Here is a 24,859-nt window from a genome sequence, read left to right on the forward strand (position 1 = left end):
ATGCTTACTCGCCGCCAATTCGGTCTGGGCGCGCTCTCCCTCGGCGTCCTGGCATTACCCGGCACGGCACGCGCCGCGGCAGGCTACGACTACACCGCGCGCGAAACGTTCGACCTGTTCGACAAGGTGTTCCGCGAGAGCGGCGCCCTCGGCCAGCCCACCGACACCAACGAGGCGGGCGGTCTCGGCTGGGGCGCGTCCTACGTGATGGCCGCCTACATCAGGATGTACGAGGCCTACCGCGACACCTCCTACCTGGACCGGCTCATCGACTATGCCGACCACGTGCTGGGCAACCGTGACTCCGAGCGCGGCGTCACCGACTACCGAGGCCTGTCGCTGCCCGCCTGGAGCAGCCTCGTCTACAGCGCGGGCGGCGTGAGCCTGCTCGACGCGTCGGGGCATCCGCTCCTCGAGGTGCGCAGCGCGCTGACCAACGTCAACGACGCGGTGGCCACCGTACGGGCGGGCACCTCGGAGGGGCGTTTCACGTTGGAGGTGAGCAACCCCGTCAAGAGCAAGGTGTCCACCTTCGCCGACCTGACGATGGACCCCGAAAGCCCCGGCTACGCCGTGAAGCGGATCCTCGACGCCTACCCGTCGGCGACCATGGCGACGGCCAAGGACCTGCGGCCCTCGCCCGCGGGGGCCGCGATGCCGGCGCTGGGGACGTTCAAGCTGGCCGCCGCGCCGGTGATCTTCTCCGTGCACACCGGCATGATCACCTACCCGCTCGCGTCGTTCGTCCGGATCGTCCGCCGCGACCCGCGCCTGCGCGCCACGGCCCGCTACCGCGCCAAGGCCGCCGAGTACCTCGAGGCCTGCCGGGCCGCCGCAGCCGTGCACGACCCCGAATGGGTGGCGGACGGCTACTACATCTGGCCCAAGGGCATGCCCGTCCCCTACGACGGCGTCGAACAGCCGATCAACCAGAGCGTCTCCCTCGGCCAGACCTACGCGGAGCTGGCGGCGGCGACCGGCGAATCGCTCTTCCGCGACCGCACCCGCCGGCTCGCCGCGACGTTCGCCCGCGACCTCAAGATCAACGACAAGGACGCCTACTACTGGCCGTACTGGCCGAGCTTCGGCAAGCTCTACAGCGGCTACACCAAGGCCGACGGCGTCTCCGAGTGGACCCCGTCCTACGGCTCGCCGCCCAAGGGCGCGCAGCAGATGGAGGACCTCAGCCACGGCGGGATCGACGTCGAGTTCGCCGCCGTCGCGCACCGGTGGGGCCTCGGCTTCAGCGGCGGCGACATGGCCCGCTTCGCCCGCAGCTACACCAAGAACATGGCCACGACCGACAGCGGCGTCGCGACGACCTTCCTGAGGGTGGACGGCAGCGGAGGCCTGGCCCCCGCCGGGCAGTACCTCCAGGCGCCGCGCTTCATGCCGGTGGCCCGGTGGGACGAGGCACTGTTCACGCACGCGCTGGCGGTCTACGCCGACCACGCCGTCGAGTCGCAGTACGGCTCCACGCTGCTGTCGGTCGCCTACCTCAACTGGCAGGGCCGCCGCAGCTGATCAGCCGCGGAAGGCGCTCGCCGCCGCGAGGAACGCGTCGTTGGCCTCCGGGTCGCCGATCGACACGCGGGCGCCTTCCCCCGCGAACGGCCGCACGGCCACCCCCTCGACCGCGCATGCCGCGGCGAAGTCGAGAGTGCGCTCGCCGAGCCTGAGCCAGACGAAGTTCGCCTCGGTGGGCGGCACCGTCCAGCCCTGGGCGATGAGCGACTCGCGGACCCGCGTGCGCTCCTTGACCACCCGCTCGACCCGCTCCAGCAGCTCGTCCTCGGCCTTGAGCGAGGCGATGGCCGCCACCTGGGCGAGCTGGTTGACCGCGAACGGGATGATCGTCTTGCGCACGGCCGTCGCCACCGGCTCGTGCGCGATCATGTAGCCGACCCGCAGGCCCGCCAGCCCGTACGCCTTGGAGAACGTGCGCAGGACGCAGACGTTGGGACGGTCGCGGTAGAGGGTGAGGCCGTCGGGGACGTCCTCGTCGCGCACGTACTCCCGGTAGGCCTCGTCCAGCACCACCAGCACGTGCTCGGGCACCCGGTCCAGGAACGCCTCCAGCGGCGCCCGGCGGATGGCGGTGCCGGTGGGGTTGTTCGGGTTGCAGACGAACACCATGCGGGTGTTGTCGTTGATCGCCTCCGCCATGGCGTCCAGGTCGTGGTCCTCTCCGGCCAGCGGCACCATGACCGACTTCACCCCGGCCAGGTCGGCCAGCAGCGGGTACGCCTCGAACGACCGCCACGCGTACACGACCTCGACCCCGGGATCCCCGACCGACTCGAACAGCTGCTGCGCCACCGTGACGGACCCCGCTCCGAGAGCGATGTGCTCGAACGGCACGCCGAACCGTTCGGCGATGGCCTCGGTCAGCTTGACCGCGCCGGGGTCGGGATAGCGGTTGATCTGCCGCGCTCCCTCGGCGATGGCCTCGACCACGGACGGCAGCGGGTCGTACGGGGATTCGTTCGAGGACAGCTTGTACGACCGGCCGTCGGGGGCCACTACGGCCTTGCCCGGCTTGTAGGCGGCCATGGTGTCCAGGATCTGGCGGAAACGAGGCATGACCCAACCTTATGAGGCCCGGCAGGATGAGGCATCAACCAGGGCGCGCTAGCGATACTTGCCGATGCCCGCCGCGACCAGCTTGGCCGCCCGGTCGGCGGTGGCGAATCCGGGCTGCCGGTGGGTGAGGGTGAGCATCACCCAGGCGTTCGACAGGCGGAAGGAGATCTCCGTCCGGTAGCGCGGGGCCCCGAAGCTGATCGCCTTCTGGGTGAAGCTGTACGCCTCGTCACCGACGTCCGGCCCCTTGCGCACCTTGGTCCCCGGGACGCGCTTCGGCTCGTCCTTCATGGTCTTGACCAACTGCTCAAAGTAGGCGGTACTGCCCCAGTTGGAGCGCATGGCCATGAGGGTCAGTGCGGTGCCGTCCCCCTTGTTCCACATGCAACTGCTGGCGGCCATCCACTGGCGCTTGGCAGAGCCGCCCAGCAACGAGCGCACCTGGGCGCTGGTCAGCAGGTCACACGCCTCGAAGTCGCGTTTGATCTGCGGCGTGGCCGCCGTCGGCGGGCCGAATGTCGGCACGGAGTAGGTGATCCGGGGTGAGAGCGCGAAGCCGAGCATGCGGATGACGTTCGGAAACAGGTACGGCACGACCACGACCGACGCCGCCACGACCAGCACCATCGCCAGCACGGCGCCCACGACGAGCTTGGTCCGGCCGCGTCGAGGCGGGCGTACCGGCCTGGTCTGCTTCTGTCTCGGTGCCGGGGCGGTCGCGGGGTTTCCCCGGGAGATGGCATCCAGCGAGCCGGCCACCTCGTCCGGGAGGCAGCGCCGTTCCGGGTCCTTCTCCAGGACCGCGGCCAGCACGGGGGCGAGCGGCCCTGCCAGCCGGAAAGGGGCGGGCTCCTGCATCAGCACGGCCGCCAGCACGGCGGCCGTGTTCGGACCGGCGAACGGCGGGCCGCCCTCCACCGCCGTGAAGAGCGTGGCGCCGAGCGACCACAGGTCGGCTGGCGGGCCGTCGGTCTCACCCCGCAGGCGCTCCGGGGCGATGTAGCCGGGCGAGCCGGTCAGGAACCCGGACTGGGTGAGCGCGGAGTCCCCGGCGATGGTCGCGATGCCGAAGTCGGTCAGCAGCACCCGCCCGTCGTCGGTGAGCATGACATTGGCGGGTTTGACGTCCCGGTGCAGGACCCCCGACGCGTGGGCGGCCGCGAGGGCGTCGAGCACCCGCAGGCCGATCCCGGCGACCTGTCGCGGCGGCAGCGGGCCGTCGTCACGTACGGCCTGGTCGAGGGAGCGGCCGCGGACCAGCTCCATGACGATCCACGGCCGCCCGCCGTCGAGGACGACGTCATGCACGGTGACGATGGAGGGATGGGAACGCAGTCGCGCAGCGGCCCGTGCCTCGCGGAGCGTGCGTTCGGTCAGCTCGGTCCGCGAGGCCTCGTCGAGGTCCGGCGGTAACTTCACCTCTTTGACGGCCACCTCCTGCTGGAGCAGCTCGTCCATCGCCCGCCAGACCGTACCCATGCCGCCCTCGCCGAGCTGCGACTGCAGCCGATAGCGACCCGCGAGCAGCGTCACCCGCGCCCCCTCTCCGACCATCCGTGGCCCTCTGTCAATATCACGACCGATAGGCGCAAATCAGGTAGTAAAGGAGAACGGGTGGGAACATCGGGGTCCGCCGCGATACGTGCGGACCCCGAACGCTCAAACGAGCGAGCGCACCACCACGGTCTGGTCGCGGCCGGGGCCGACGCCGATGGCCGAGATCGGGGCGCCGCTCATCTCCTCAAGCGCCCGCACGTACGCCTGCGCGTTGGGCGGCAGGTCGTCGAACGACTTCGCGCTGGTGATGTCCTCCTGCCACCCCGGCAACTCCTCGTAAACCGGCACGGCGTGGTGGAAGTCCGTCTGCGTCATCGGGATCTCGTCGTGCCGAACCCCGTCCACTTCGTAGGCGACGCACACCGGGATCCGCTCCAGCCCCGACAGCACGTCGAGCTTGGTGAGGAAGTAGTCGGTGATCCCGTTGATCCGGGTCGCGTAGCGGGCGATGACCGCGTCGAACCACCCGCAGCGCCGGTTACGGCCGGTGGTGACGCCGTACTCGCCGCCCGTCTGGCGCAGCCAGTCGCCCATCTCGTCGGTCAGCTCGGTGGGGAAGGGCCCGGAGCCGACGCGGGTGGTGTACGCCTTGAGGATGCCGATGATCTTGGTGAGGCGGTTCGGCGGGATGCCTGCACCGGCGCAGGCGCCGCCCGAGGTGGGCGAGGAGGACGTGACGAAGGGGTAGGTGCCGTGGTCGATGTCCAGCAGCGTGCCCTGGCCGCCCTCCAGCAGCACGAACTTGCCCTCGTCCAGCGCCTTGGACAGCACCAGCGAGGTGTCGGCGATGTGTGGCTTGAGGCGTTCGGCGTAGGCGAGGTACTCCTCCAGTACGGCGGAGGGCTCGATGCCGCGCCGGTTGTAGACCTTGGTCAGCACCTGGTTCTTCTCGGTCAGGGCGACCTCGATCTTCTTCGCCAGGATGCCCGGGTCGAGCAGGTCCTGGACGCGCACGCCCATGCGGGCGATCTTGTCGCCGTACGCCGGCCCGATACCGCGCCCCGTGGTGCCGATCTTGGCCTTGCCGAGGTAGCGCTCGGTCACCTTGTCCAGGGCCTTGTGGTGAGGCATGATCAGGTGCGCGTTCGAGGAGATCAGCAGCCGCTCGGCGGAGATGCCGCGCGCGGCCAGCCCGTCGATCTCGCTCAGCAGCACCCCTGGGTCGATGACCACGCCGTTGCCTATCACCGGAACCACGTCAGGCGACAGGATCCCCGTGGGTAGGAGGTGAAGCGCGTATTTCTGGTCCCCGATGACCACGGTGTGTCCCGCGTTGTTGCCACCCTGATAGCGGACGACGTAGTCGACGTCGCCACCGAGCAGGTCGGTGGCCTTGCCCTTGCCCTCATCGCCCCACTGGGCGCCAACGAGAACGGCAGCCGGCATGGTTCTGTCTCCCGTGCACAAATCGAAACCCCTGGCGCAAGCGCGACAGGGGCTCTTGCGTTGAGAGACTACCCGAACGTGCCTATTCGTCCCAAGACAGCGATTGCTAGCCCCTGGTGAGCGCGTCGTAACCGGTCTCCGTGCTGTCCCTCAGGAACTGCAGGCACCGCTCGGCCTCGTCCTTCTCGCCGATCGCCTGGGCGGCCCTGGACAGGGCGTACAGGCAGCGCAGGAAGCCGCGGTTGGGCTCGTGCTCCCACGGGATGGGCCCGTGTCCCTTCCAGCCGTTGCGACGCAGCTGGTCGAGGCCGCGGTGGTAGCCAGTGCGGGCGAAGGCGTAGGAGGTGACAGCGTGCCCCTGCGCGAAGTACTCCTCCGCGAGCACCGCCCACGCCGCCGGGTGGGCGGGGAAGCGGGCGGCCACGTCGGCGGCCTTGGCGCCGGATTCGAGCGCCGCCCTGGCCTCGGGCAGATCCGGCAGGTGAGTCGGGGGCGGCCCGGCGAGAAGGTTATCCATACGACAAGTCATACCCGCCGGGCCGCCTTAGTGGCTAGGAGATCTTCGTCCCAGTCGACTTCAGGTTCTCGCACGCCTCCACGACTCGCGCGGCCATCCCGGCCTCGGCGGCCTTGCCGTACGAGCGCGGGTCGTACGCCTTCTTGTTGCCCACCTCGCCGTCCACCTTCAGCACGCCGTCGTAGTTGCGGAACATGTGGTCCGCGACCGGCCTGGTGAAGGCGTACTGGGTGTCGGTGTCGATGTTCATCTTGACGACGCCGTACGAGATCGCCTCGTGGATCTCCTCGAGCGACGAGCCGGAGCCGCCGTGGAAGACCAGGTCGAACGGCTTCTCCTTGCTGTATTTGGCCCCGACCGCGTCCTGGATCTCCTTGAGCACGCTCGGCCGCAGCTTGACGTGGCCCGGCTTGTAGACGCCGTGCACGTTGCCGAACGTCGCGGCCAGCATGTAGCGGCCCTTCTCGCCGAGGCCCACGGCCTCCGCGGTGGCCAGCGCGTCCTCGGAGGTCGTGTAGAGCTTCTCGTTGATCTCGCCGACGACGCCGTCCTCCTCGCCGCCGACGACCCCGATCTCCATCTCCATGATGACCCGCGCCCTGGCGCACTTCTCGATGAGCTCCTTGGCTATCTCCAGGTTCTCGTCGAGAGGCACGGCCGAGCCGTCCCACATGTGCGACTGGAAGAGCGGGTCGAGGCCCTTGGAGACCCGCTCCAGGGAGATGTCGATCAGCGGCCGCATGAAGCCGTCGAGCTTGTCCTTCGGGCAGTGGTCGGTGTGCAGCGCCACCGTGACCGGATATTTGGCGGCCACCACCCGCGCGTACTCGGCAAGCGCCGTCGCGCCCGTGACCATGTCCTTTACGGTCGAGCCGGAGAGGAACTCGGCGCCGCCCGTGGAGACCTGGATGATGCCGTCGCTTTCGGCTTCGGCGAAGCCGCGCAGGGCGGCGTTCAACGTCTGTGATGACGTCACATTGATCGCCGGGTAGGCGAATCCGCCGGCCTTGGCCCGGTCGAGCATCTCAGCGTAGACCTCTGGAGTCGCAATAGGCATGATTCTCTCCCTGAGAAGTTACGGCTTCGCGCCAGGCCCAGTATCCCGGGTCACTACCCCCTGTGGTAGATACAACGCGCTCGTCGCTGCTGCGGGTAGGCTCTCGGCGTGGACTGGCTCTGGAATCTCCTCGACCCGACGTGGTGGCTGACCTTGTTCGGGGCTTTCGCGACGATCGGCGTTCTCGCGATCATCTTCGCCGAAACCGGTTTGCTGCTCGGGTTCTTCCTGCCTGGCGACTCACTGCTGGTGGCCGCGGGGATTTTCAGCTCAGCCGCGGTGGCCAAGGGAATAGGCATCGAGCCCCTTTCCTGGCCCGTGCTGTTGATCGGCACGCCGCTGTGCGCCATTGCGGGCGCTCAACTCGGGCATTTCCTGGGAGCCAGATTCGGCCGCAAAATGTTCGACAGACCTGATTCGCGGCTGTTCAAGAGGGAGCACGTCGACAGGGCCGAGGAGTTCTTCGAGAAGTTCGGCCCGGCCAGAGCGGTGATCCTGGCCAGGTTCGTGCCGATCGTGCGCACGTTCATGAATCCCGTCGCGGGCGTGCTGGAGATGCCGGCCAGGCGCTTCTTCCTGTGGAACGTCATCGGCGGTGTGGTCTGGGTCGAGGGCCTGCTCCTGCTCGGCCACTTCCTCGGCAGCAAGGTCGAGCCCAAGCAGATCGACAAGTACATCCTGCCGGGCGTCTTCCTCATCGTGTTGATCTCCCTGATCCCGATCATCGTCGAGGTGATCAAGAAGCGCAGGGAGCGCAAGCACCTTCCCGAGCCCAACGGCAAGCACCACCGCGTGCACTGACCCGGAAACCGGGGTTACCCGGGGTACGCTGCCGACTGTGGGACGCCACAGGTCAGATCCGATGGGCCTCGCCCGCTTGGCGCTCGCCGTCCTCGCAGCGGGCGCCGTGGTGACGCTCCTGGTCATCGGCGCTCGTGCGCTGCTCGGCTCGTCCGGCGCGACGCAAGAGCGCGAGCGTGCCGTCGCCGCCACGACCGGCCCCGTCACGGAGGCCACCGCGCGGGTGCCGACCGTGCGCATCGAATGCGTCGCCGACACCTGCCCCATCGTCACGGTACGCGTGCCGGGCGGCGACGTGCTCCAGTACCGCGACATGAGCAGGGGCGAGGAGGTCAGCTACTTCGAGCCGGAGCTCGACGTCGTGCTCAGCGACGCGGGCACGGTCCGCGTCACCGAGAACGGCAAGCCCCGGGAGCAGGGTAAGGACGGCGAACGCGAGGCGTTCACCGTCAAGGGCCCGGGCGGCTAGAGCCCGAGGTCTTCGAGGGTGAAGACCGAGCGATATTCCAGGCCCTCCCCGGTGATGCGCTCCCTGGCGCCCCTGTCGATGATCGTCGCCACGGCCACGACCTCGGCCCCCGCCTCCCGCAGCGCCTCCACGGCCGTCAGCGGCGAGCCCCCCGTCGTGGAGGTGTCCTCGACGACCAGCACGCGCCGCCCCTTCACCTCGGGCCCCTCGATCCTGCGCTGCATGCCGTGCTGCTTCTGCGCCTTGCGCACCACGAACGCGTCGAGCGTGCGCCCGCGCGCCGCCGCCGCGTGCAGCATCGCGACCGCCACTGGGTCGGCCCCCAGCGTCAGCCCGCCCACCGCGTCGAACTCCAGGTCCGCCGTGAGGTCGAGCATCACCCTGCCGACGAGGGGCGCGGCCGCGCCGTCGAGCGTGATGCGGCGCAGGTCGAGGTAGAAGTCGGCCTCCATGCCGGAGGAGAGGATGACCTTGCCGTGGACGACGGCCTTGCTCTCGATCTCGGCCAGCAGGTTGTCGCGATCCGTCATGCGTCCAAGCTTATGGGCCTGCTCGAAGGTCACGGCTCAGAGGCAAAGGCGCGGACGCGGTTTAGTCACGACGGGGAGTGCGGAATGAATGCGCGGGGCAACCCCGCGTAATCGTGAGGTCACTATGAGTGTCGAATCGCCGCAAAGCGATGCAGAGCTTCTTCAGGCGGTCAGGGAGGGCAACGCCGCCGCCTACGGGCAGCTCTACGAGCGCCACGTCGCCGCCGCCCGCGCGCTGGCCAGGCAGCTCGTCAGGCGCGCCGAGGTCGAGGACGTGGTCGCGGAGTCGTTCACGAAGATCCTCGATCTGGTCGGCAGGGGCGGTGGGCCCGACTCCGGCTTCCGCACCTACCTGCTGACCGTGGTGCGGCACACGGTCCACGACCGCTCCAGGTTCGAGAGCGGCGAGATGACCACGGGAGAGATCGGAGAGTACGACCCGGGGGTGCCGTTCGTCGATCCGTCGCTCGTCGGGCTGGAGAAGTCGCTGATCGCCAGGGCGTTCCTGTCGCTGCCCGAGCGGTGGCGGGCGGTGCTCTGGCACACCGAGGTGGAGAGGTGCAGGCCGGCCGAGGTGGCCTCGCTGCTGGGACTGTCCGCCAACGGCCTGGCGGCGCTCGCGTACCGGGCGCGGGAGGGGCTGCGGCAGGCGTACCTGCAGATACACCTGGGCTCGCCGCCGCGGCACGACTGCCGCCCCGTGCTCGGCAAGATGGGCGCGTACGTGCGAGGCGGGCTGACCAGGCGCGACGCCAAGGAGGTCGACGAGCATGTGAGCGCCTGCGAGGAGTGCCACGGGGTTCTGCTGGAGCTGACCGACGTCAACCGCGGGCTGCGCGTCATGGTCGGGCCGCTGATCGCAGGGCCGGTCTTCGGCGGCTACGCGGCTGCGCTGGCCAAGCCGGCCGCGGCGGGCGCCGGCGCGGGCGGGCTGTTGCGGCTGCTCGGCCGGGTGTGGCGGGCTCCCAAGCACCAGCAGGCCGCGATGGTCGGCGGCGTCGCCGTGACGGTGGCCGTGGCGGCCGGGCTGCTGCTGATCTCCGACGAGAAGCCGATCAGGAAGCCCGTCGCCGCTCCGATGATGGGGCCGCCGGCCTCGGTGCAACCGGTGCCGGTGCCGCCGCAGAGCGAGGAGCCCGCCCGGGTCCCCCCGCCGCCGGCCAGGAGCAGGCCGCCGGCCCAGGCGCGGCTGAGCGCCACGATCGACGCGCTCGGATCGCTCGTACGGGCCCGGCCCGGCATCGTCGGCATGCGGCTGCGCAACTACGGCGAGGCCGCGAGCGAGAAGCTGACGGCGTTGGTCTACCTGCCGGCGGGCGTGACGCTGATCCCGCCCGCGCGGCGCGGCCGCCAAGGCACCGCGGGCACCGTGGACGGCTGGTCGTGCCGCCCAGCGGTACGCGGCGCGCGGTGCGCCAGGGCGCCGCTCGCTGCGGGGCAGGGCACCGCGCTGTTCCTGCGGGTGCGGGTGTCCGGCGAGGCGCGGGAGGGCGCGGTGCCCGCCGTCCGGATCGAGGCGGGCGCGCTGCACGTCAAGGCGCAGGCCGAGGAGGGCGTACGGCTGACGGGCGCGCCGGCCAGGTTCGCCACCGACGGGAGGGTGGCCGTCAGGGCGATCGGCAACTCGCTGCTGAGCTGCCCCGAGGAGCGCGCGGGCTGCCTGGAGGCCAGGAAGCGCCTACGCGGTCAGCGCGACAACGATCTCTGGCCGATGACCGCGCTCGACCGGGACGACAACCCCCGCACCGGCGCGTCCAGCGGAGCCGAGCTGACCCTGCCGAAGGGGAGCAAGGTCGTGTGGGCCGGGCTCTACTGGTCCGCGAGCACCGCGAAGGCCGGGCCCATCAAGATCCGGCCGCCGGGGCGGCGCGACTACGTGACGGTCCAGCCCGGTGACGTCGCGGTCCGCGAGCTGCCGCTGGGTCCCGTCTACCAGGCGTACGCCGACATCAGCGAGCTGGTCGCCGCCTCCCGCAGGAACGGCACCTGGTGGGCGGCCGACGCGCCGCTGGAGGAAGGGGTGTCCAGGCATGCCGGGTGGAGCCTGCTGGTGATCGTCACGGATCCCGCCGAGCCGTACAGCCAGGCCGTGGTGCTCGACGCGGCCACCGTGGTCGGAGGCGCGGCCAGGCGGCTGCGCCTCCCCCTCGGCGGGCTGAGCCCGGCCGCCACGCCCGCGAGGGTCGAGCTGGTGACGTGGGAGGGGGACGCCGATCTCGGGGGCGACAAGGTCTCCCTCGGGTCCGGCGCGCTCACCCCGGCGAACGGTGATCGAGATCCCGCGAACATCTTCGACGAATCGTCGAGTGGCGCGGCGGAGATGACGTTCGGTGTCGACGTCGATACGGTCAGCGCCGAGCTCGGGGTGGATCCCGGGCTGACGATCGCCACGGACAAGGACGTCGTCCTGTTCGGAGCCGCCGCGTTGAGCGTGCGTGCGCGATCGTGACCACAATCTGGACAAACTGGTACGGTTTCCCTGGTCGGCCCGGGTGGTTAGCGGGTGGGTGCCGAATCGTCTGGATTAACCCCCGCGCGATCACCTGCTTTCATTACCCTGAGAGAGGGCCGCCGAGTCCGGTCTCTGACGGTGCAGAGCCAGCAAGGTCGGACCACCAGGAAAGGGGCGGTGCTAGTGGATCGCTGTGCGCTGTTCGTGGACGCTGGCTATCTGCTGGCTGACGGAGCGATGGCCGTCCACGGCACACGTCATCGCGAAGCGGTTGCCTGGGACTATCCGGGGCTGCTCCAGCTGATGACCGGCCTGTCGCGCGAGCGCACCGGCCTGCCGCTGCTCCGGTGCTACTGGTACGAGGCGACTGTCGAAGGCCGCCGCACGCCGGAGCATGACGCGCTGGCCGACATACCGGGCCTCAAGCTGAGACTGTCGCGCATCCGGCCGGGCCGGCGCGAGGGCGTCGACGCCCAGGTTCATCGTGATCTGATGACGCTCGCCCGCAACAACGCCATCTGCGACGCGGTGGTCGTGAGCGGCGACGAGGATCTCGCGCAGGTCGTGTGCGACGCGCAGGATCTCGGCATCAGGGTGAGCGTGATCCACGTCGCGGCCGAGGGCGGCTGGGCCGTGTCTCGCTCGCTGCGGCAGGAGTGCGACGATCTGGTCGAGCTGGGCGTCGTACACCTGCGCCCCTACGTCAACCTGGTCACGGGGGCCACCGAGTCGTCCAACGGGCACCAGCCGGTCAGCAACGGTCAGGCCGCCCACTCGCTGCCGCCCGCCCAGCCGTCCCTTCCCCCGTCGCTGCCCCAGATGCCGTCCTCCAGCGGCAGCCACGCCGCCGGCTCCACCTCGGCCGCGCCGTCCCAGCCCTCGTCCAACGGATCGTCGTCCGGTCGCGGGCAGTCGTCCACGCCGCCCGTGCTCCCGACGTACTCGAGTTACCAGCCCGAGCAGCCGCCGGCCACGCCACCGTCGTCGGCTCCCGTCACCGGGTCCATCCAGTCGCAGTCGCAGTCGGCCAGCACCGGGCAGTTCGCCGCGCCGTCCAGCGGGGCGTACCAGCCTTCGCAACTGGGGCCGTACACGGGGCCGCAGCCCGCGCCCGTCAACCCGCCGCCCGCCGCCACCGCCGGCGCCACCACGCTGGCGGACGCGGTCAAGTCCGCCCATCGGGAGGGGCACGACTTCGGCGAGTCCGTCGCCCGCGACGCGCCCGCGCTGTGGCTGGAGGCCGTGCTGGCGCGCAAGCCGCGCATGCCCTCCGATCTTGAGGCGCGGCTGCTGCAGGGGTCTTCTCTGCCGATCGACTTCCTGCTGCACGACGAGGTACGGCACGCGCTGCGGCGTGGCTTCTGGGATGCTTTGGAACGCGCCCGCCACTGACCCGCTCTCGGCCCTCTTCACCATCTCGCGGCTGCGCGGATTCCCGCTTTTCTCGCCATGGCGGACTCCTGGCCCATGCGGCCCCTCGCTACGCGGCTTCCCGGTTACGGCGACTCCCGGCTGCACGCCGCCCCCTCGCCACGGCGATTCCGACCAAGCCGCCTCCTGACTATGGCGCCCCCTGATCACGCCGCCTCCCCAGTGTGCCGCCTCCTGACTACGGCGCCCCTTGACCACGCCGCCCTCTGGCGGTGCCGCCACCTTGATGCCCACCTCGGGCGCCGTTCGCATTGCGCCGGGTGCCGCCGCGCGCCGTCTCGCCGATCCGGCGCCTGCTGGGGCCGTCTTGGAGCGCCGACGCGTGACTACGTCGTGTCGATCACGTTGCCCAGGACACCGTCGACCCGGCGCTCGCGGCGGCGTGGCGCGCCTCGGGGGTGCGGGGCTCGATCGGCGGCAGTGTGGCTGCGTGGAGCCGTTCTCCGAGCACATGCTGCCTATGCGGGGGTGGGGCCGTGGCGCCGGGCACCTGCCGTCTTGCAGCGCCGTCGCGTGACGACGCCCTCGCACACGGTGCGCCGGTACGGACGCGCAGGTGCCTGGGCGTGGGGCGAGGTCAGGACAGGGCGTCGAAGCCGGCGCGGAGGTGGGTGAGCCGGTCGGCCAGGTCGGACAGGGGTGCGGCGAGCGCCGGGTCCTGGGTCTTGCGGGCCAGCTCCCGTACCCGGTCCAGCTCGTCCTCCACGGCCGTGAGCCGCCGCGACAGCTCGGGCAGCACCGACGCGTGATCCCCGACCCCGGGCGGCAGTTCGCCGCTCAGGCGGTCGCGGAGCATGGACGCCTGCTCGGCCAGCCGCTTGTTCATGTTGTACAGCTCCGCGAACACCGACACCTTCGCCCGCAGCACCCAGGGGTCGAAGGGCTTGGTCAGGTAGTCGACCGCCCCGGCCGCGTAGCCGCGGAAGGCGTAGTCGGGCGCGCTGTCCACGACGGTCAGGAAGATGATCGGGATGTTCCTGGTCCGTTCTCGCCGCTTGATGTGCGCGGCCGTCTCGAAGCCGTCCATGCCGGGCATGCGCACGTCCAGCAGGATCAGCGCGAACTCGGTGTTGAGCAGCGCCTTGAGCGCCTCCTCGCCCGACCGGGCGCGCACCGGCACCAGGTCGAGCGAGCTGAGGATCGCTTCGAGAGCGATCAGGTTCTCCTCGCGGTCGTCAACGAGGAGGATCTTGGCTCGATCCGGCATCGATCACGACCCTTCGGCTGCTGTGGCTGTGGAGTCGGGCGTGGACCCGCGCCCGCGGCTGAGCCAGCCACGCAGCCGTTCGAGCAGACGGTCCACGTCGACCGGCTTGGGTACGTAGTCGGACGCGCCCGAGGCGATGCTCTTCTCGCGGTCGCCCCGCATGACCTTGGCGGTCAGCGCGATGATCGGCAGGTCGGCGAACTGGGGCATGCGCCGGATGGCCGAGGTCGTGGCCCAGCCGTCCATCTCCGGCATCATGATGTCCATCAGCACGAGCGCGACGTCCTCGTTCCGTTCGAGCTGCTCGATCCCCTCCCGACCATTTTCAGCGTAGACGACTGTGGAGCCGTGTCGCTCCAAGACGCTGGTCAACGCGAAGACGTTTCGGATGTCGTCATCCACGATGAGGATCTTGGCGCCGCTGAGCGGGTCGTCGCCCTGCCACTGGACCGGCGTCTCCGCCGGCGGCTCGACGAGCTCCGGCATCGGCAGGTCGAGCGGCAGCGGCGGCTCGACCGAGGCCGTCGCGGCCGCCTCCTCCGCCGGCGCCGCCAGCAGCTGCCGCCGTGTCCCGCCGCTCTCGGTTACGGCCAGCGGGCCGGTGTACGAGGCCGGCAGGTAGAGGACGAACGTGCTGCCCTTGCCCAGCTCGCTGTCGACGTGGATCTCCCCGCCGAGCAGCCTGGCGATGTCGCGGCAGATCGCGAGGCCCAGGCCCGTGCCGCCGTACTTGCGGCTCGTGGTGCCGTCGGCCTGCCTGAACGCCTCGAAGATGACGTCCCGCTTGTCGGGCGCGATGCCGATGCCGGTGTCGATCACCTGGAAGGCCAGCAGGTCGTCGGCCTCGTGCAGACTGTCGTCGTCGAAGTCGACGCCGGGCGGCGCCATCGAGACGCGCAGTTTCACCTCGCCCCGAGGCGTGAACTTCACCGCGTTGGAGAGCAGGTTACGCAGCACCTGCTGCAGGCGCTGCTCGTCGGCGCGCAGCTCCTGCGGCACGTCGGACTCGACGTCGACGTTGAACGACAGCCCCTTGTCCTGCGCCAGCGGCGCGAACGCGGCCTCCAGCAGGTCGACCATCTTCGGCAGCGACACCTGGATCGGGTGGATGTCCATCCGGCCCGCCTCGACCTTGGACAGGTCGAGCATGTCGTTGATCAGCTGGAGCAGCGCCGAGCCCGCGCTGTGGATCGTACGGGCGAACTCCACCTGCTGCGAGGTCAGGTTGCCCTCGGCGTTCTCGGTCAGCAGCTTGGCCAGCACCAGCAGGCTGTTGAGCGGTGTGCGCAGCTCGTGGGACATGTTCGCGAGGAACTCGGACTTGTAGCGCGAGGACACCGCGAGCTGCTCGGCGCGCTCCTCCAGCGTGCGGCGGGCCTGCTCGATCTGGAAGTTCTGGATCTCGATCGCGCGGTTCTGCTTGGCCAGCAGGGCCGCCTTGTCCTCCAGCTCGGCGTTCGACCTGCGCAGCTCCTCCTGCTGGCGCTGCAGCTCGTCGGAGCGCTCCTGCAGCTCCCTGGTGAGCCGCTGCGACTCGGTCAGCAGGTCTTCGGTGCGGGAGTTGGCGATGATCGTGTTCATCGTGACACCGATGGTCTCGACGAGCTGGCGCAGGAAGTCGAGGTGCACCTCGCCGAACGGCGTGAACGAGGCCAGCTCCAGCACGCCGAGCACCCGGTTCTCGAACAGGATCGGCAGCACCACGATCTGCGCGGGCGTGGACTGGCTGAGCCCGCTGTCGATGGTGATGAACTGCGGCGGCACGTCGTCGAGCATGATGTGCCGGCCCTCGGCCGCCGCCTGACCGACGATGCCCTCGCCGATCGCGAAGCGCTGGCGCGGCCCCCGGTCGGGGCGCACGCCGTACCCGCCGATCAGCAACAGCTCGTGGTCGCCCTCGGGATCGATGCTGTAGAAGGCGCCGTAGCGGGCCGAGACCAGCGGTGTCAGCTCGCTCATCGTCAGCTTGGCCACCTCGAGCAGGTCGCGGTGGCCCTGCATCAGCCTGGAGATGCGGGCCAGGTTGGACTTGAGCCAGTCTTGCTCCTGGTTGGCCTGCGTGGTCTCGCGGAGGTTGGCCACCATCGAGTTGATGTTGTCCTTCAGCTCCGCCAGCTCGCCCTTCGCCTCGACGGCGATCGAGCGGGTCAGGTCACCGCGGGCCACGGCGCTGGTCACGGTCGCGATGGCGCGCACCTGGGTGGTGAGGTTTCCGGCCAGCTCGTTGACGCTCTCGGTGAGCCGCTTCCACGTGCCCTCGACGCCCTCGACCCGCGCCTGGCCGCCGAGCTGCCCCTCGGAGCCCACCTCTCGGGCGACTCGGGTCACCTCGGAGGCGAACGACGACAGCTGGTCCACCATGCGGTTGATGGTGGTCTTCAGTGCCAGGATCTCGCCCTGGGCGTCCACGTCGATCTTGCGGGTGAGGTCGCCGTTGGCCACGGCCGTGGTGACCTCGGCGATGTTACGCACCTGGGAGGTCAGGTTGTTGGCCATGAAGTTGACGTTGTCGGTGAGGTCCTTCCAGACGCCCGACACGCCGGTCACCCGGGCCTGGCCGCCGAGCTGCCCCTGCGTGCCGACCTCTCGGGCGACTCGGGTCACCTCGTCGGCGAAGGAGGACAGCTGGTCCACCATCGTGTTGAGGGTGTCCTTGAGCTGCAGGATCTCGCCCTGCGCGTCGACGGTGATCTTCTTCGACAGGTTGCCCTGGGCCACCGCGGACGACACGGCCGCGATCTGGCGCACCTGAGAGGTCAGGTTGTTGGCCATGGAGTTGACGTTGTCCGTCAGGTCCTTCCAGACCCCGGACACGCCGCGCACCTGCGCCTGGCCGCCCAACTGGCCCTCGGTGCCCACCTCGCGGGCGACTCGGGTCACCTCGGAGGCGAACGACGACAGCTGCTCGACCATCGTGTTCATGGTCGACTTGAGCTCGAGGATCTCGCCCTGGGCGTCCACGTCGATCTTGCGGGTGAGGTCGCCGTTGGCCACGGCCGTGGTCACCTGGGCGATGTTGCGCACCTGGTAGGTCAGATTGTTGGCCATCGAGTTGACGTTGTCCGTCAGGTCCTTCCAGACCCCGGACACGCCCTTCACCTCGGCCCGGCCGCCCAGCTTGCCCTCGGTGCCCACCTCGCGGGCGACTCGGGTGACCTCGTCGGCGAAGGAGGACAGCTGGTCCACCATCGTGTTGAGGGTGTCCTTGAGCTGCAGGATCTCGCCCTGCGCGTCGACGGTGATCTTCTTCGACAGGTTGCCCTGGGCCACCGCCGTCGCCACGGTCGCGATGCTGCGCACCTGGGAGGTCAGGTTGTTGGCCATGAAGTTGACGTTGTCGGTGAGGTCCTTCCAGACGCCCGACACGCCGGTCACCTGCGCCTGGCCGCCGAGTTGTCCTTCGGTGCCCACCTCGCGGGCGACTCGGGTCACCTCCTCGGCGAAGCCGGACAGCTGGTCCACCATCGTGTTGACGGTGTTCTTCAGCTCGAACATCTCGCCCACGGCGTCGACCGTCACCTTGCGGCTCAGGTCGCCCTTGGCCACCGCGGTGGTCACCACGGCGATGTCGCGAACCTGCGCGGCCACGCGGGACGACATCGTGTTGACGGCCTCGGTGAGATCGCGCCAGCTCCCCGACATGCCGCGCAGGTTGGCGCTGCCGCCCAGCCGGCCCTCCGTGCCGGCCTCGCGCGCCACCCTGGTCACCTCACCGTTGAACAGCGCGAGCTGGTCGACCATGCCGTTGATGGCCTTGCCCAGGCGCCGCACCTCGCCCCTGGCCGATCGGTCGAGGTCGATCCGGCGCGACAGGTCGCCCTTGGCGACCGCGTCGATCACGTCGGCCGCGCCGCTCACTGGGCTCACCAGGGCGTCGATCAGCTGGTTGACCGACTCGACGCTCTCCGCCCACGCGCCGACGCCGGGACCAGGGGTCAGCCGCTCCCCGAATCGGCCTTCTTTGACGACTTCTTTGCGAACGCGCACCAGCTCGTTCGCCAGATGCTCCCGGCGGTCGGCCACTTCGTTGAGCAGCAGCCGGACCTCGCTGAGGATCCCGGGAGGCGCATGAGGAACACGACGCCGGAAATCGCCATCACGCCAAGAGAAAAGTGTCTCAAGGATGGGCACAAGATCCGACTCGGTGTAGGTCCTCTCCTCCGGGGTTGGCGTGGCCTTGGCCGTGGTCATGGGGCCTCCTTCACTCGCGGCGGGCTCCGGCGAGTGATTCAAGTCTGTCACGATGAGTAGCTCGTAGTCCTGTCCTTGGATTTACCCCAACTCACCTGGAAGTGTGGTAGGCACGTTGGGATGACTGGTTCTCCCCATGCGGTGCTCGCTGCGACCTTCGCGCCGGGCGAGACCGCTGTGACGGCTGCGATGAGGTTCACGCGCGAGGTGATGACCGCGTGGGCCACCGGCGGCATGCTCCATACCGCCGAGCAAGTCGCGGGAGACTTGGCCGAACAGGTCGCCGATGAGCCGTTTGAGGTGATTTGGAAGCATTTCGGAGATGCAGTACAGGTTGAGTTGAGGCAGCGAAACCTTTCCCAGGGTGATCCAAAAGCTCCTTCCGCGAATGTCGAAGAGTGGGGTGTCACCTTCACGGGCGATTCCCGTGTCCACTGGGCTAGGCTCACGCTACCTGGCTCCGCGGACAGAGTGGCAGCCGAATGGCTGGAGGAGAGCTCCAGAGGGCCGCATTGGCTCGGGTTCCTGGCCGACGCCAGCGACCTGCTCGCGGGCACTCTCGACCCCGACATGGTTCCGGCGATCATCGCCCAGGTCGTGGTGCCGCGGTTGTCGAGCTGGTGCGCCGTCTACACCGCTGACAACTCCCTCGGGCCGCTGCGGCTGGTCTACCTCTGGCACGCCGACGAGGCCAGGATCGACGGGCTGCGCGAGCAGCTCGCCGACATGGACGTCTCCGCGGCCGACACCAGGGTGACCTCGGCCATCCACCTGGCCGACTCGCAGGTGCTCGCCGTGCCGCTCATGGCGCGCGGGCGCGGCCTCGGCATGATGTGCCTGGGCCGGCCTGACCGCTTCCCCGACGAGGTCATCCAGTTCGCCGAGGACATCGGCAGGCGTGCCGCGCTGGCCATGGACAACGCCAGGCTCTACGCCCAGCAGGCCGCCGCCAACCGGGCGCTCCAGCGCAGCCTGCTGCCGCCCAACGAGCCCGAGGTCCCCGGGCTCGACTACGGCGTCATCTACGAGCCGGCCGGCGAGCTCAACGAGGTCGGCGGCGACTTCTACGATCTGTTCAAGTCGGGGGACGACTCGTGGCGGTTCGCGATCGGCGACGTCTGCGGCACCGGCCCTGAGGCCGCCGCCGTGACCGGGCTGGCCCGCCACACGCTGCGGCTGCTGGCCCGCGAGGGGTACGGCGTCGCGGCGGTGCTCGGGCGGCTCAACCAGGCGATCCTCGAGGAGGGCGAGCGCGCCAGGTTCCTCACGCTGCTGCACGGCGACATCACGCCCGTGGAGACCGGCCTCGAGGTGCGCCTGGTCTCGGCCGGACACCCCGAGGCGCTGCGGCTCAAGCCCAGCGGCAAGGTCGAGGCGGTGACCACGCCGCAGTCGTTGCTGGGGGTCTTCCACGAGGTCGTGTTCGAGGCCGACACCGTGCACCTTGACCACGGCGACGTGCTCCTGGCCGTGACCGACGGGGTGACGGAGCGGCGCTCGGGCGGCCGGCTGCTCGACGACGACGGCGGACTGGCCAAGCTGCTGGCCGAGTGCGCGGGGCTGTCGGCCAGGGCGGTGGCGGAGCGCATCCGCAGGGGCGCGGCCGACTTCGCCTCGGAGCCGAGCCAGGACGACCTGGCGATCGTGGTGTTGCGCGCCCGCTAGCGCCCTGCTCAATGACGCCTCCCAGTGACTGCGTGGGCGCATGCTGTCAACGGGATCGACCGACGGTCAAGTCAACTGGTCAGCCATCTTCTTACAGTGTGTCAAGTCTCACTGTGGATTTACGTGCTTTCTGGCGAAATCGAGCTGGAGCGCGAGCTGCGCCATCCGCTCGGAGACCACGAGTGAGCCGCGGATGGCGTCGTAGGTGTAGAGCTCGTAGTCGCGCCCATGCTCGGCGAGCTTGGCCACGTACTTCTCGATCTGGCGCAGCGGGCAGCGCGTGTCGTCCTCGCCCGCGATGATCAGCAGCGGGCTCTTGACCTGGTCGACGTAGGTGATGGGGGAGCTGCCCGCGTACTGCTCGGGCTGCTCGTCGGGTGAGCCGCCGAGCAGCGCGCGGTGGTAGGCGCGCAGGCTCTCCGCCTCGTCCTCGTACGCGGTCTGATGGCAGGCGATCGGCGCCGCCGCGACGCCGGCCGCCCACAGGTCCGGCTGCGTGCCGAGGCCGAGCAGCGTGAGGTAGCCGCCCCACCCCGAGCCGGCCAGCACGATCTTGTGCTCGTCGGCGATGCCGCGATCGATCACGCTCTGGCGTACGGCGGCCACGTCGGCCAGCTCGATGTGCCCGACGTCGCCGTGCAGCGCGTCGCGCCAGGCGGAGCCGTACCCGGTGGAGCCCCGGTAGTTGACCCGCACCACCGCGAACCCCGCGTCCACCCACGCGGCGGCCTCGGGCGAGAACGCGTCGCGGTCGTGCGCCGTCGGGCCGCCGTGCAGCAGGAAGACCGTGGGGTACGGGGTGACGCCCACCTCGGGCTTGGAGACCAGCGCGTGGATGCGGCCGCCCTCGCCCTCGACGTCGATGTCCTCGACGGGGACGCTCGGCGGGGCGGGTGGGCCGCTCGGATTGACCACGACCTGGCCGTTGGTGGACCGGATGATCGGCGGGCGCGAGGCGCTGGACCAGGAGTACTCGACGTGGCCGCCGGGGCGGGGGGCCGCCTCGTCGATCACGCCGTGCGGCGTCTCGATGGGGCTCAGGCCGCCGCCCGCGAGGTCGTAGCGGTGCAGGTAGCTGCGGGCGCGGTGGTCGCGAAGGATGAGCAGGCCGCGGCCGTCGTCGTACCAGTCGGCGTCGAGGTCGCCGGAGTCCTTGAGCCAGATCTCGCGCTGCTCGCCGGTCACCGGGTCCCAGACCAGGGGCTCGTGGCGCTCGCGGCGCTCGTGCAGGGCGAGCAGGCGGCGGTCGCCGACGACCGGGGCGAATCTGAGGCCGGTGACGCCCTTGGTGGGGCCGTCGTACAGCTCGCCCACGGTGTTGCCGTTCTGGCGGACGACGCGGAGGGCCGGGTGACGGAAGTCGCCGTACTCGCCGTGGTTTATCGCGATAAGTGACCCGTCGAGGGACATGTCGGCTACCCACGCGGCCTCGGTGTGCTCGTACAGGAGCCTTGCCGGCTCGCCGTCGCGTACGAGATAGACCCGGAACCTGCCCTCGCTGGCCAGGGTGATCGCCGCGATGCCCGTCGTGGCCAGGGCGATGCCGCCGGGCTGGCCCGGCGGCAGGTCGGGGGCGACCGGCTCGTTGGGGCCGCCGTTGAACGGCTGGCGCCACCACACGCCGAACTCGTCGCCGTCGGTGTCGGCGAACCAGTAGATCCACTGGCCGTTGGGGTCGATGGCCGCGTACGCGGTGCCCTTGGGGCGGTCGGTGACCTGCCGGGTGCCGCCGGTCACGCGGTCCCAGGCGTAGACCTCCCACGTACCGGTGGCGTTGGAGCGGTAGATGGAGCGGTTCGGGGCCTGGCGCGCCCAGGACGGCAGTGTCATGCGCGACGCCCGGAACCTGGCCTGCCAGCGTTCCTCCGCCTTCATCCGGCGCGCCCCCTCCCTTTGATGGCCCCCACGTCCGGGTGAGGGATGTCGTCCAGTATTGCGCCTGTGCCGGGGAAATACTCAGGGAATGTGGGGGAATTTCGGACTAAATGCCCCATCAGTAACACCAGTCGCACATGCCCGTCAAGGAACAGGCCTTGATCAGGTTGCGGGCTCGAAGATAGACAGATGAAACGACGCTTGCGTAACTACTTTTTGCTGTCTTTTCGCGACATTCCGGGAGACAAATGCCGCTATTCGCTCAGTTAGCTCGCCCGGGTCGGTATGCCACGCACTTGGGCCCATCCCGACTACCTGCGCGATGTCGTCATGCCCCAGCTCCATCTCGAATTCGATCGAGCGCCGCGCCGACTCGGCGAAGCCCTCCAGGCTGCGCGCCAGCCTGCGTTCCTTCTCCTCATCCACGGAGAGCAGGCCGAGCTCCTCGACGAGCGGGCTCAGGTGCCGCCCGGCCGGGGTCACGACCACAGCGACGCCGCCGGGCCGCAGGATCCTCCCGAACTCGGGCCCGTTCCTGGGCGCGAACACGTCGATCACCACGTCGGCCACCCCGTCCCTGATGGGGAGCGGGCGCCACACGTCGGCCACGAACGCCCCTGCCCTGGGATGCACCCGCGCCGCCCGGCGTACAGCGTGCTTCGACACATCGAACGCCATCCCGATGCCATCGTTGACCGCATTGAGCGCGGCCGCCAGATAGTGTCCGGTGCCCGCGCCCGCGTCGACGATCAACGGCGCGGCCCTACCCTCCGCGCGACGACCGTCTGCTATTTCCGGCCCGTACGCGGGACCTCCTGGTCCTGCGCCGTAACCGGCCTCCACTCCCGCCCCACGGTACGCCCTCAACTCCTCGCCGTCATTCGTTTCGGTGGAGTACTCACGTTTGGCTGGAACGTTCTTGTCGCATGCGTACTTTCGTACGGTTTCTGCCACTGCATCTTGCAGCGGTGCGTAGTGACCTGCGTCGAGAAATCGTGCCCTCGCGGCCACCATCTCGGCGCTGTCGGCCGTTCCCGGGGGCTTGTTGCCTATGAGGAGGCTGACGTAGCCCTGCTTGGCCACGTCGAACGCATGCCCGTTGGCGCACCGCAGCGCGTCGGCGTCGAGCCGCACATCGGCTCGGCAGACGGGGCAGACGAGGAATTCGACGATGTCGGCCAGCATGCCGCCCATTCTCGTCCACCACCCGGGGACCCTTCCCGACGGGGGTTACGGCTCCTCGGCCCGGTGCGGGCGCCGCCTTGGGTGTGCACGCCGTGAGGAGCACGGCGATTGGCGGAGAGCGGAGATCGTAAGGCGCCGGTGCGAGAGGCCGGAGGCCGTGGGCGTCGTGAGGACCGAAGCTCGTCGGGAGCGCGGAGGCCGTGATAGCCGGAGCCGCCGGACGTGGGCGCTAAAGGCCGTGAGCGGGGGGCCGTAGATCGTGGGGCGGGAAATCGGGGGCCGTAAGGGGGAGCAGGGCACGGGGGTCAGGCGGCGGCGGCTTCGAGGAGGAAGGCGGCGTTGGAGGGGGTGGAGCGGAGCTTGCCGATGAGGACCTCGAGCCCTTGCTGCTTCTCCAGCCCCGTGAGCATCCGGCGCAGCCGCCACACCACCTGCCGTTCCTCGGAGTGCAGCAGGATCTCCTCCCGCCGCGTCCCGGAGGCGTCCAGGTCCACGGCCGGGAACAGCCGGCGTTCGGCCAGCTCGCGGACGAGGTGCAGCTCCATGTTCCCCGTCCCCTTGAACTCCTCGTACAGGTTGTTGTCCATCCGCGACCCCGTGTCGACCAGCGCGGTGGCGAGGATCGTGAGGGAGCCGCCGCCCTCGACGTTGCGGGCGGCGCCGAAGAAGCGCTTGGGCGGGTAGAGGGCCCCGGCGTCGATGCCGCCCGTGAGGACCCGGCCGCCACTGGGAGCGAGGTTGTTGTACGCCCGCCCCAGCCGCGTCAGCGAGTCGAGCAGCAGCACGACGTCCTGTCCGGACTCCACGAGCCGCTTGGCCCGTTCGATGGCCAGCTCGGCGACGGCGGCGTGATCGCGGTCGGGGTGGTCGAAGGTCGAGTAGAAGATCTCGCCGGAGATCGTGGCGCGCATCTCGGTGACCTCCTCGGGCCGCTCGCCCACGAGGACCACCATGAGGTGCACCTCGGGATGGTTGCGGGTGATCCCGGCGGCCAGGGCCTGCAGGACCATGGTCTTGCCGGCCTTGGGCGGCGCGACGATGAGGCCGCGCTGACCCTTGCCGATAGGAGCGAAGAGGTCGACGACGCGCGTGCTGAGCGACTCGGTCTCGATGTTGAGCCGCTCGGTCGGATGTACGGGTGTCAGCTCGGCGAACCGGGGCCGATCGCGCCATTGCGCGGCGCCGTTGACGGACGCGACGCCGGCGAGCTTGTTGCCGGCGAACGACGCGACGACGTGGTCGCCGGGCCGCAGGTCGAACTGCCGTACCTTGTCGGGCGGAAGGCGGACGTCGCCGGGGCCGGGCAGGTGGCCGGCCCGGATGAACGCGGACTTGTCGCGTACGTCCAGGAGGCCCTCAACCTGGCGGACAGGCACATCCGCACGCTGTTCAGGAATGTGTACAGACATGGTGAACCCCTTGAGGGAGACGCGCCGGGCCAGGCCGGGCGCGGTGATGAAAAGGAAGCCGGGCCCCGCGAGAAGGCGGGACGAGACTCAGATGAAGAACCAGCGGAGCGGAAGCTCAACGCTTGGTGGCAAGATACCACACCATCTGGCCCAGTAAACGCCTAGCCCTCTTGGGCTATTCCCGGGCCGTTCTCGGAGTTTCTCCCACGGACACGAGACGGGGCGCGTGACAATGTTCTTCTCGGCACCGTACTGCGAGGAAAATTACCGCGCCCGGTGTAGCCGAGGGCACAGAACCCCCATCGACGCAGCGTCATCGTGTCAAGTGACATGCAGGACCCCTGCAACCCGGTGAGGGTTCCATAGGACAAACAGCACTCCTTGGGGGAGCACCATGAAGACCGTCAACCACTGCCCGCAGTGCCACCACGAGCTCGACGAAGGCCCGATCATGTACAGGTGCGCGCACTGCTGCCGCGCCGTCTACGCCGCCGACATCGAGAACGAGTTCGTACCGCTCCAGCCCGTAGCCGCCTAATCTGGG

General features: G+C 69.7%; 19 protein-coding genes. 7 read left to right on the top strand and 12 right to left on the bottom strand.

What is annotated here, in order from left to right:
- Positions 1–1,524, top strand: a complete 1,524-nt coding sequence (locus tag ACQPWU_RS01695; RefSeq protein WP_433436414.1) for a hypothetical protein — start codon at positions 1–3, stop codon at positions 1,522–1,524.
- Here the strand turns inward: ACQPWU_RS01695 and hisC are convergent, their stop codons facing one another.
- The 5 genes from hisC to fbaA all read right to left on the bottom strand — a co-directional run bounded on the left by hisC (position 1,525) and on the right by fbaA (position 7,100).
- On the bottom strand, positions 1,525–2,583 hold the full coding sequence (hisC, locus tag ACQPWU_RS01700) for a histidinol-phosphate transaminase (protein WP_433436416.1): 1,059 nt from the start codon (positions 2,581–2,583) through the stop codon (positions 1,525–1,527).
- Between the two features lie 48 nt (positions 2,584–2,631).
- Positions 2,632–4,116: a serine/threonine-protein kinase gene (locus ACQPWU_RS01705; RefSeq protein ID WP_433436418.1), complete on the bottom strand. Its 1,485-nt coding sequence runs from the start codon at positions 4,114–4,116 to the stop codon at positions 2,632–2,634.
- 126 nt (positions 4,117–4,242) lie between these two features.
- A complete protein-coding gene (locus ACQPWU_RS01710) occupies positions 4,243–5,526 on the bottom strand; it encodes an adenylosuccinate synthase (protein ID WP_433436420.1) in 1,284 nt (427 codons plus the stop codon).
- 106 nt (positions 5,527–5,632) lie between these two features.
- Complete coding sequence (locus tag ACQPWU_RS01715; protein ID WP_433436422.1) at positions 5,633–6,043, bottom strand: DUF3151 domain-containing protein; 411 nt, start codon at positions 6,041–6,043, stop codon at positions 5,633–5,635.
- Positions 6,044–6,077: 34 nt separating this feature from the next.
- Positions 6,078–7,100: a class II fructose-bisphosphate aldolase gene (fbaA, locus tag ACQPWU_RS01720; RefSeq protein ID WP_433436424.1), complete on the bottom strand. Its 1,023-nt coding sequence runs from the start codon at positions 7,098–7,100 to the stop codon at positions 6,078–6,080.
- 108 nt (positions 7,101–7,208) lie between these two features.
- On the opposite strand from fbaA, the gene ACQPWU_RS01725 reads away from it, so the two are divergent.
- Together ACQPWU_RS01725 and ACQPWU_RS01730 are read left to right on the top strand one after the other, a co-directional pair.
- The gene (locus ACQPWU_RS01725; RefSeq protein WP_433436426.1) at positions 7,209–7,901 is read left to right on the top strand and encodes a DedA family protein; all 693 of its coding nucleotides are present in this window, start codon (positions 7,209–7,211) and stop codon (positions 7,899–7,901) included.
- A 61-nt stretch (positions 7,902–7,962) separates the two neighbouring features.
- Entirely contained in the window at positions 7,963–8,370 is a 408-nt protein-coding gene (locus tag ACQPWU_RS01730; RefSeq protein ID WP_433436428.1) for a hypothetical protein, read from the top strand.
- On the opposite strand, the gene pyrE is transcribed toward ACQPWU_RS01730, so the two are convergent.
- Positions 8,367–8,900 (bottom strand): orotate phosphoribosyltransferase, encoded by a 534-nt coding sequence (pyrE, locus tag ACQPWU_RS01735; RefSeq protein ID WP_433436430.1) that lies wholly within the window; start codon positions 8,898–8,900, stop codon positions 8,367–8,369. The genes ACQPWU_RS01730 and pyrE overlap by 4 nt on opposite strands.
- 124 nt (positions 8,901–9,024) lie before the next feature.
- Between pyrE and ACQPWU_RS01740 the strand changes: the two genes are divergently transcribed.
- Positions 9,025–11,349 carry a sigma-70 family RNA polymerase sigma factor gene (locus tag ACQPWU_RS01740; protein ID WP_433436432.1) on the top strand — a complete coding sequence of 775 codons (2,325 nt, stop codon included), beginning with the start codon at positions 9,025–9,027 and terminating at the stop codon, positions 11,347–11,349.
- A gap of 186 nt (positions 11,350–11,535) precedes the next feature.
- The gene (locus ACQPWU_RS01745; protein ID WP_433445137.1) at positions 11,536–12,744 is read left to right on the top strand and encodes an NYN domain-containing protein; all 1,209 of its coding nucleotides are present in this window, start codon (positions 11,536–11,538) and stop codon (positions 12,742–12,744) included.
- Positions 12,745–13,360: 616 nt separating this feature from the next.
- Here the strand turns inward: ACQPWU_RS01745 and ACQPWU_RS01750 are convergent.
- The 3 genes from ACQPWU_RS01750 to ACQPWU_RS01760 form a co-directional block, all read right to left on the bottom strand.
- Positions 13,361–13,990, bottom strand: coding sequence for a response regulator (locus ACQPWU_RS01750; protein ID WP_433436434.1), 630 nt, complete (start codon positions 13,988–13,990; stop codon positions 13,361–13,363).
- Between the two features lie 3 nt (positions 13,991–13,993).
- On the bottom strand, positions 13,994–18,181 hold the full coding sequence (locus ACQPWU_RS01755) for a HAMP domain-containing protein (protein WP_433436436.1): 4,188 nt from the start codon (positions 18,179–18,181) through the stop codon (positions 13,994–13,996).
- Positions 18,182–18,262: 81 nt separating this feature from the next.
- Positions 18,263–18,616: a hypothetical protein gene (locus ACQPWU_RS01760; RefSeq protein ID WP_433436438.1), complete on the bottom strand. Its 354-nt coding sequence runs from the start codon at positions 18,614–18,616 to the stop codon at positions 18,263–18,265.
- Between the two features lie 36 nt (positions 18,617–18,652).
- On the opposite strand from ACQPWU_RS01760, the gene ACQPWU_RS01765 reads away from it, so the two are divergent.
- On the top strand, positions 18,653–19,846 hold the full coding sequence (locus ACQPWU_RS01765) for a PP2C family protein-serine/threonine phosphatase (RefSeq protein WP_433436440.1): 1,194 nt from the start codon (positions 18,653–18,655) through the stop codon (positions 19,844–19,846).
- A gap of 108 nt (positions 19,847–19,954) precedes the next feature.
- Here ACQPWU_RS01765 and ACQPWU_RS01770 read toward each other — a convergent pair whose 3' ends face one another.
- The 3 genes from ACQPWU_RS01770 to rho all read right to left on the bottom strand — a co-directional run bounded on the left by ACQPWU_RS01770 (position 19,955) and on the right by rho (position 24,282).
- Positions 19,955–21,721 (bottom strand): S9 family peptidase, encoded by a 1,767-nt coding sequence (locus tag ACQPWU_RS01770; RefSeq protein WP_433436442.1) that lies wholly within the window; start codon positions 21,719–21,721, stop codon positions 19,955–19,957.
- Positions 21,722–21,883: 162 nt separating this feature from the next.
- A complete protein-coding gene (locus tag ACQPWU_RS01775; RefSeq protein ID WP_433436444.1) occupies positions 21,884–22,906 on the bottom strand; it encodes a putative RNA methyltransferase in 1,023 nt (340 codons plus the stop codon).
- A 305-nt stretch (positions 22,907–23,211) separates the two neighbouring features.
- Positions 23,212–24,282 (bottom strand): transcription termination factor Rho, encoded by a 1,071-nt coding sequence (gene rho / locus ACQPWU_RS01780; protein WP_433436446.1) that lies wholly within the window; start codon positions 24,280–24,282, stop codon positions 23,212–23,214.
- Between the two features lie 427 nt (positions 24,283–24,709).
- Here rho and ACQPWU_RS01785 point away from each other — a divergent pair, with 427 nt between their 5' ends.
- Entirely contained in the window at positions 24,710–24,853 is a 144-nt protein-coding gene (locus ACQPWU_RS01785) for a hypothetical protein (protein WP_433436448.1), read from the top strand.
- The last annotated feature ends 6 nt before the right edge of the window (positions 24,854–24,859 follow it).

Source organism: Nonomuraea sp. CA-141351, from assembly GCF_050944675.1.
Classification (GTDB): domain Bacteria; phylum Actinomycetota; class Actinomycetes; order Streptosporangiales; family Streptosporangiaceae; genus Nonomuraea.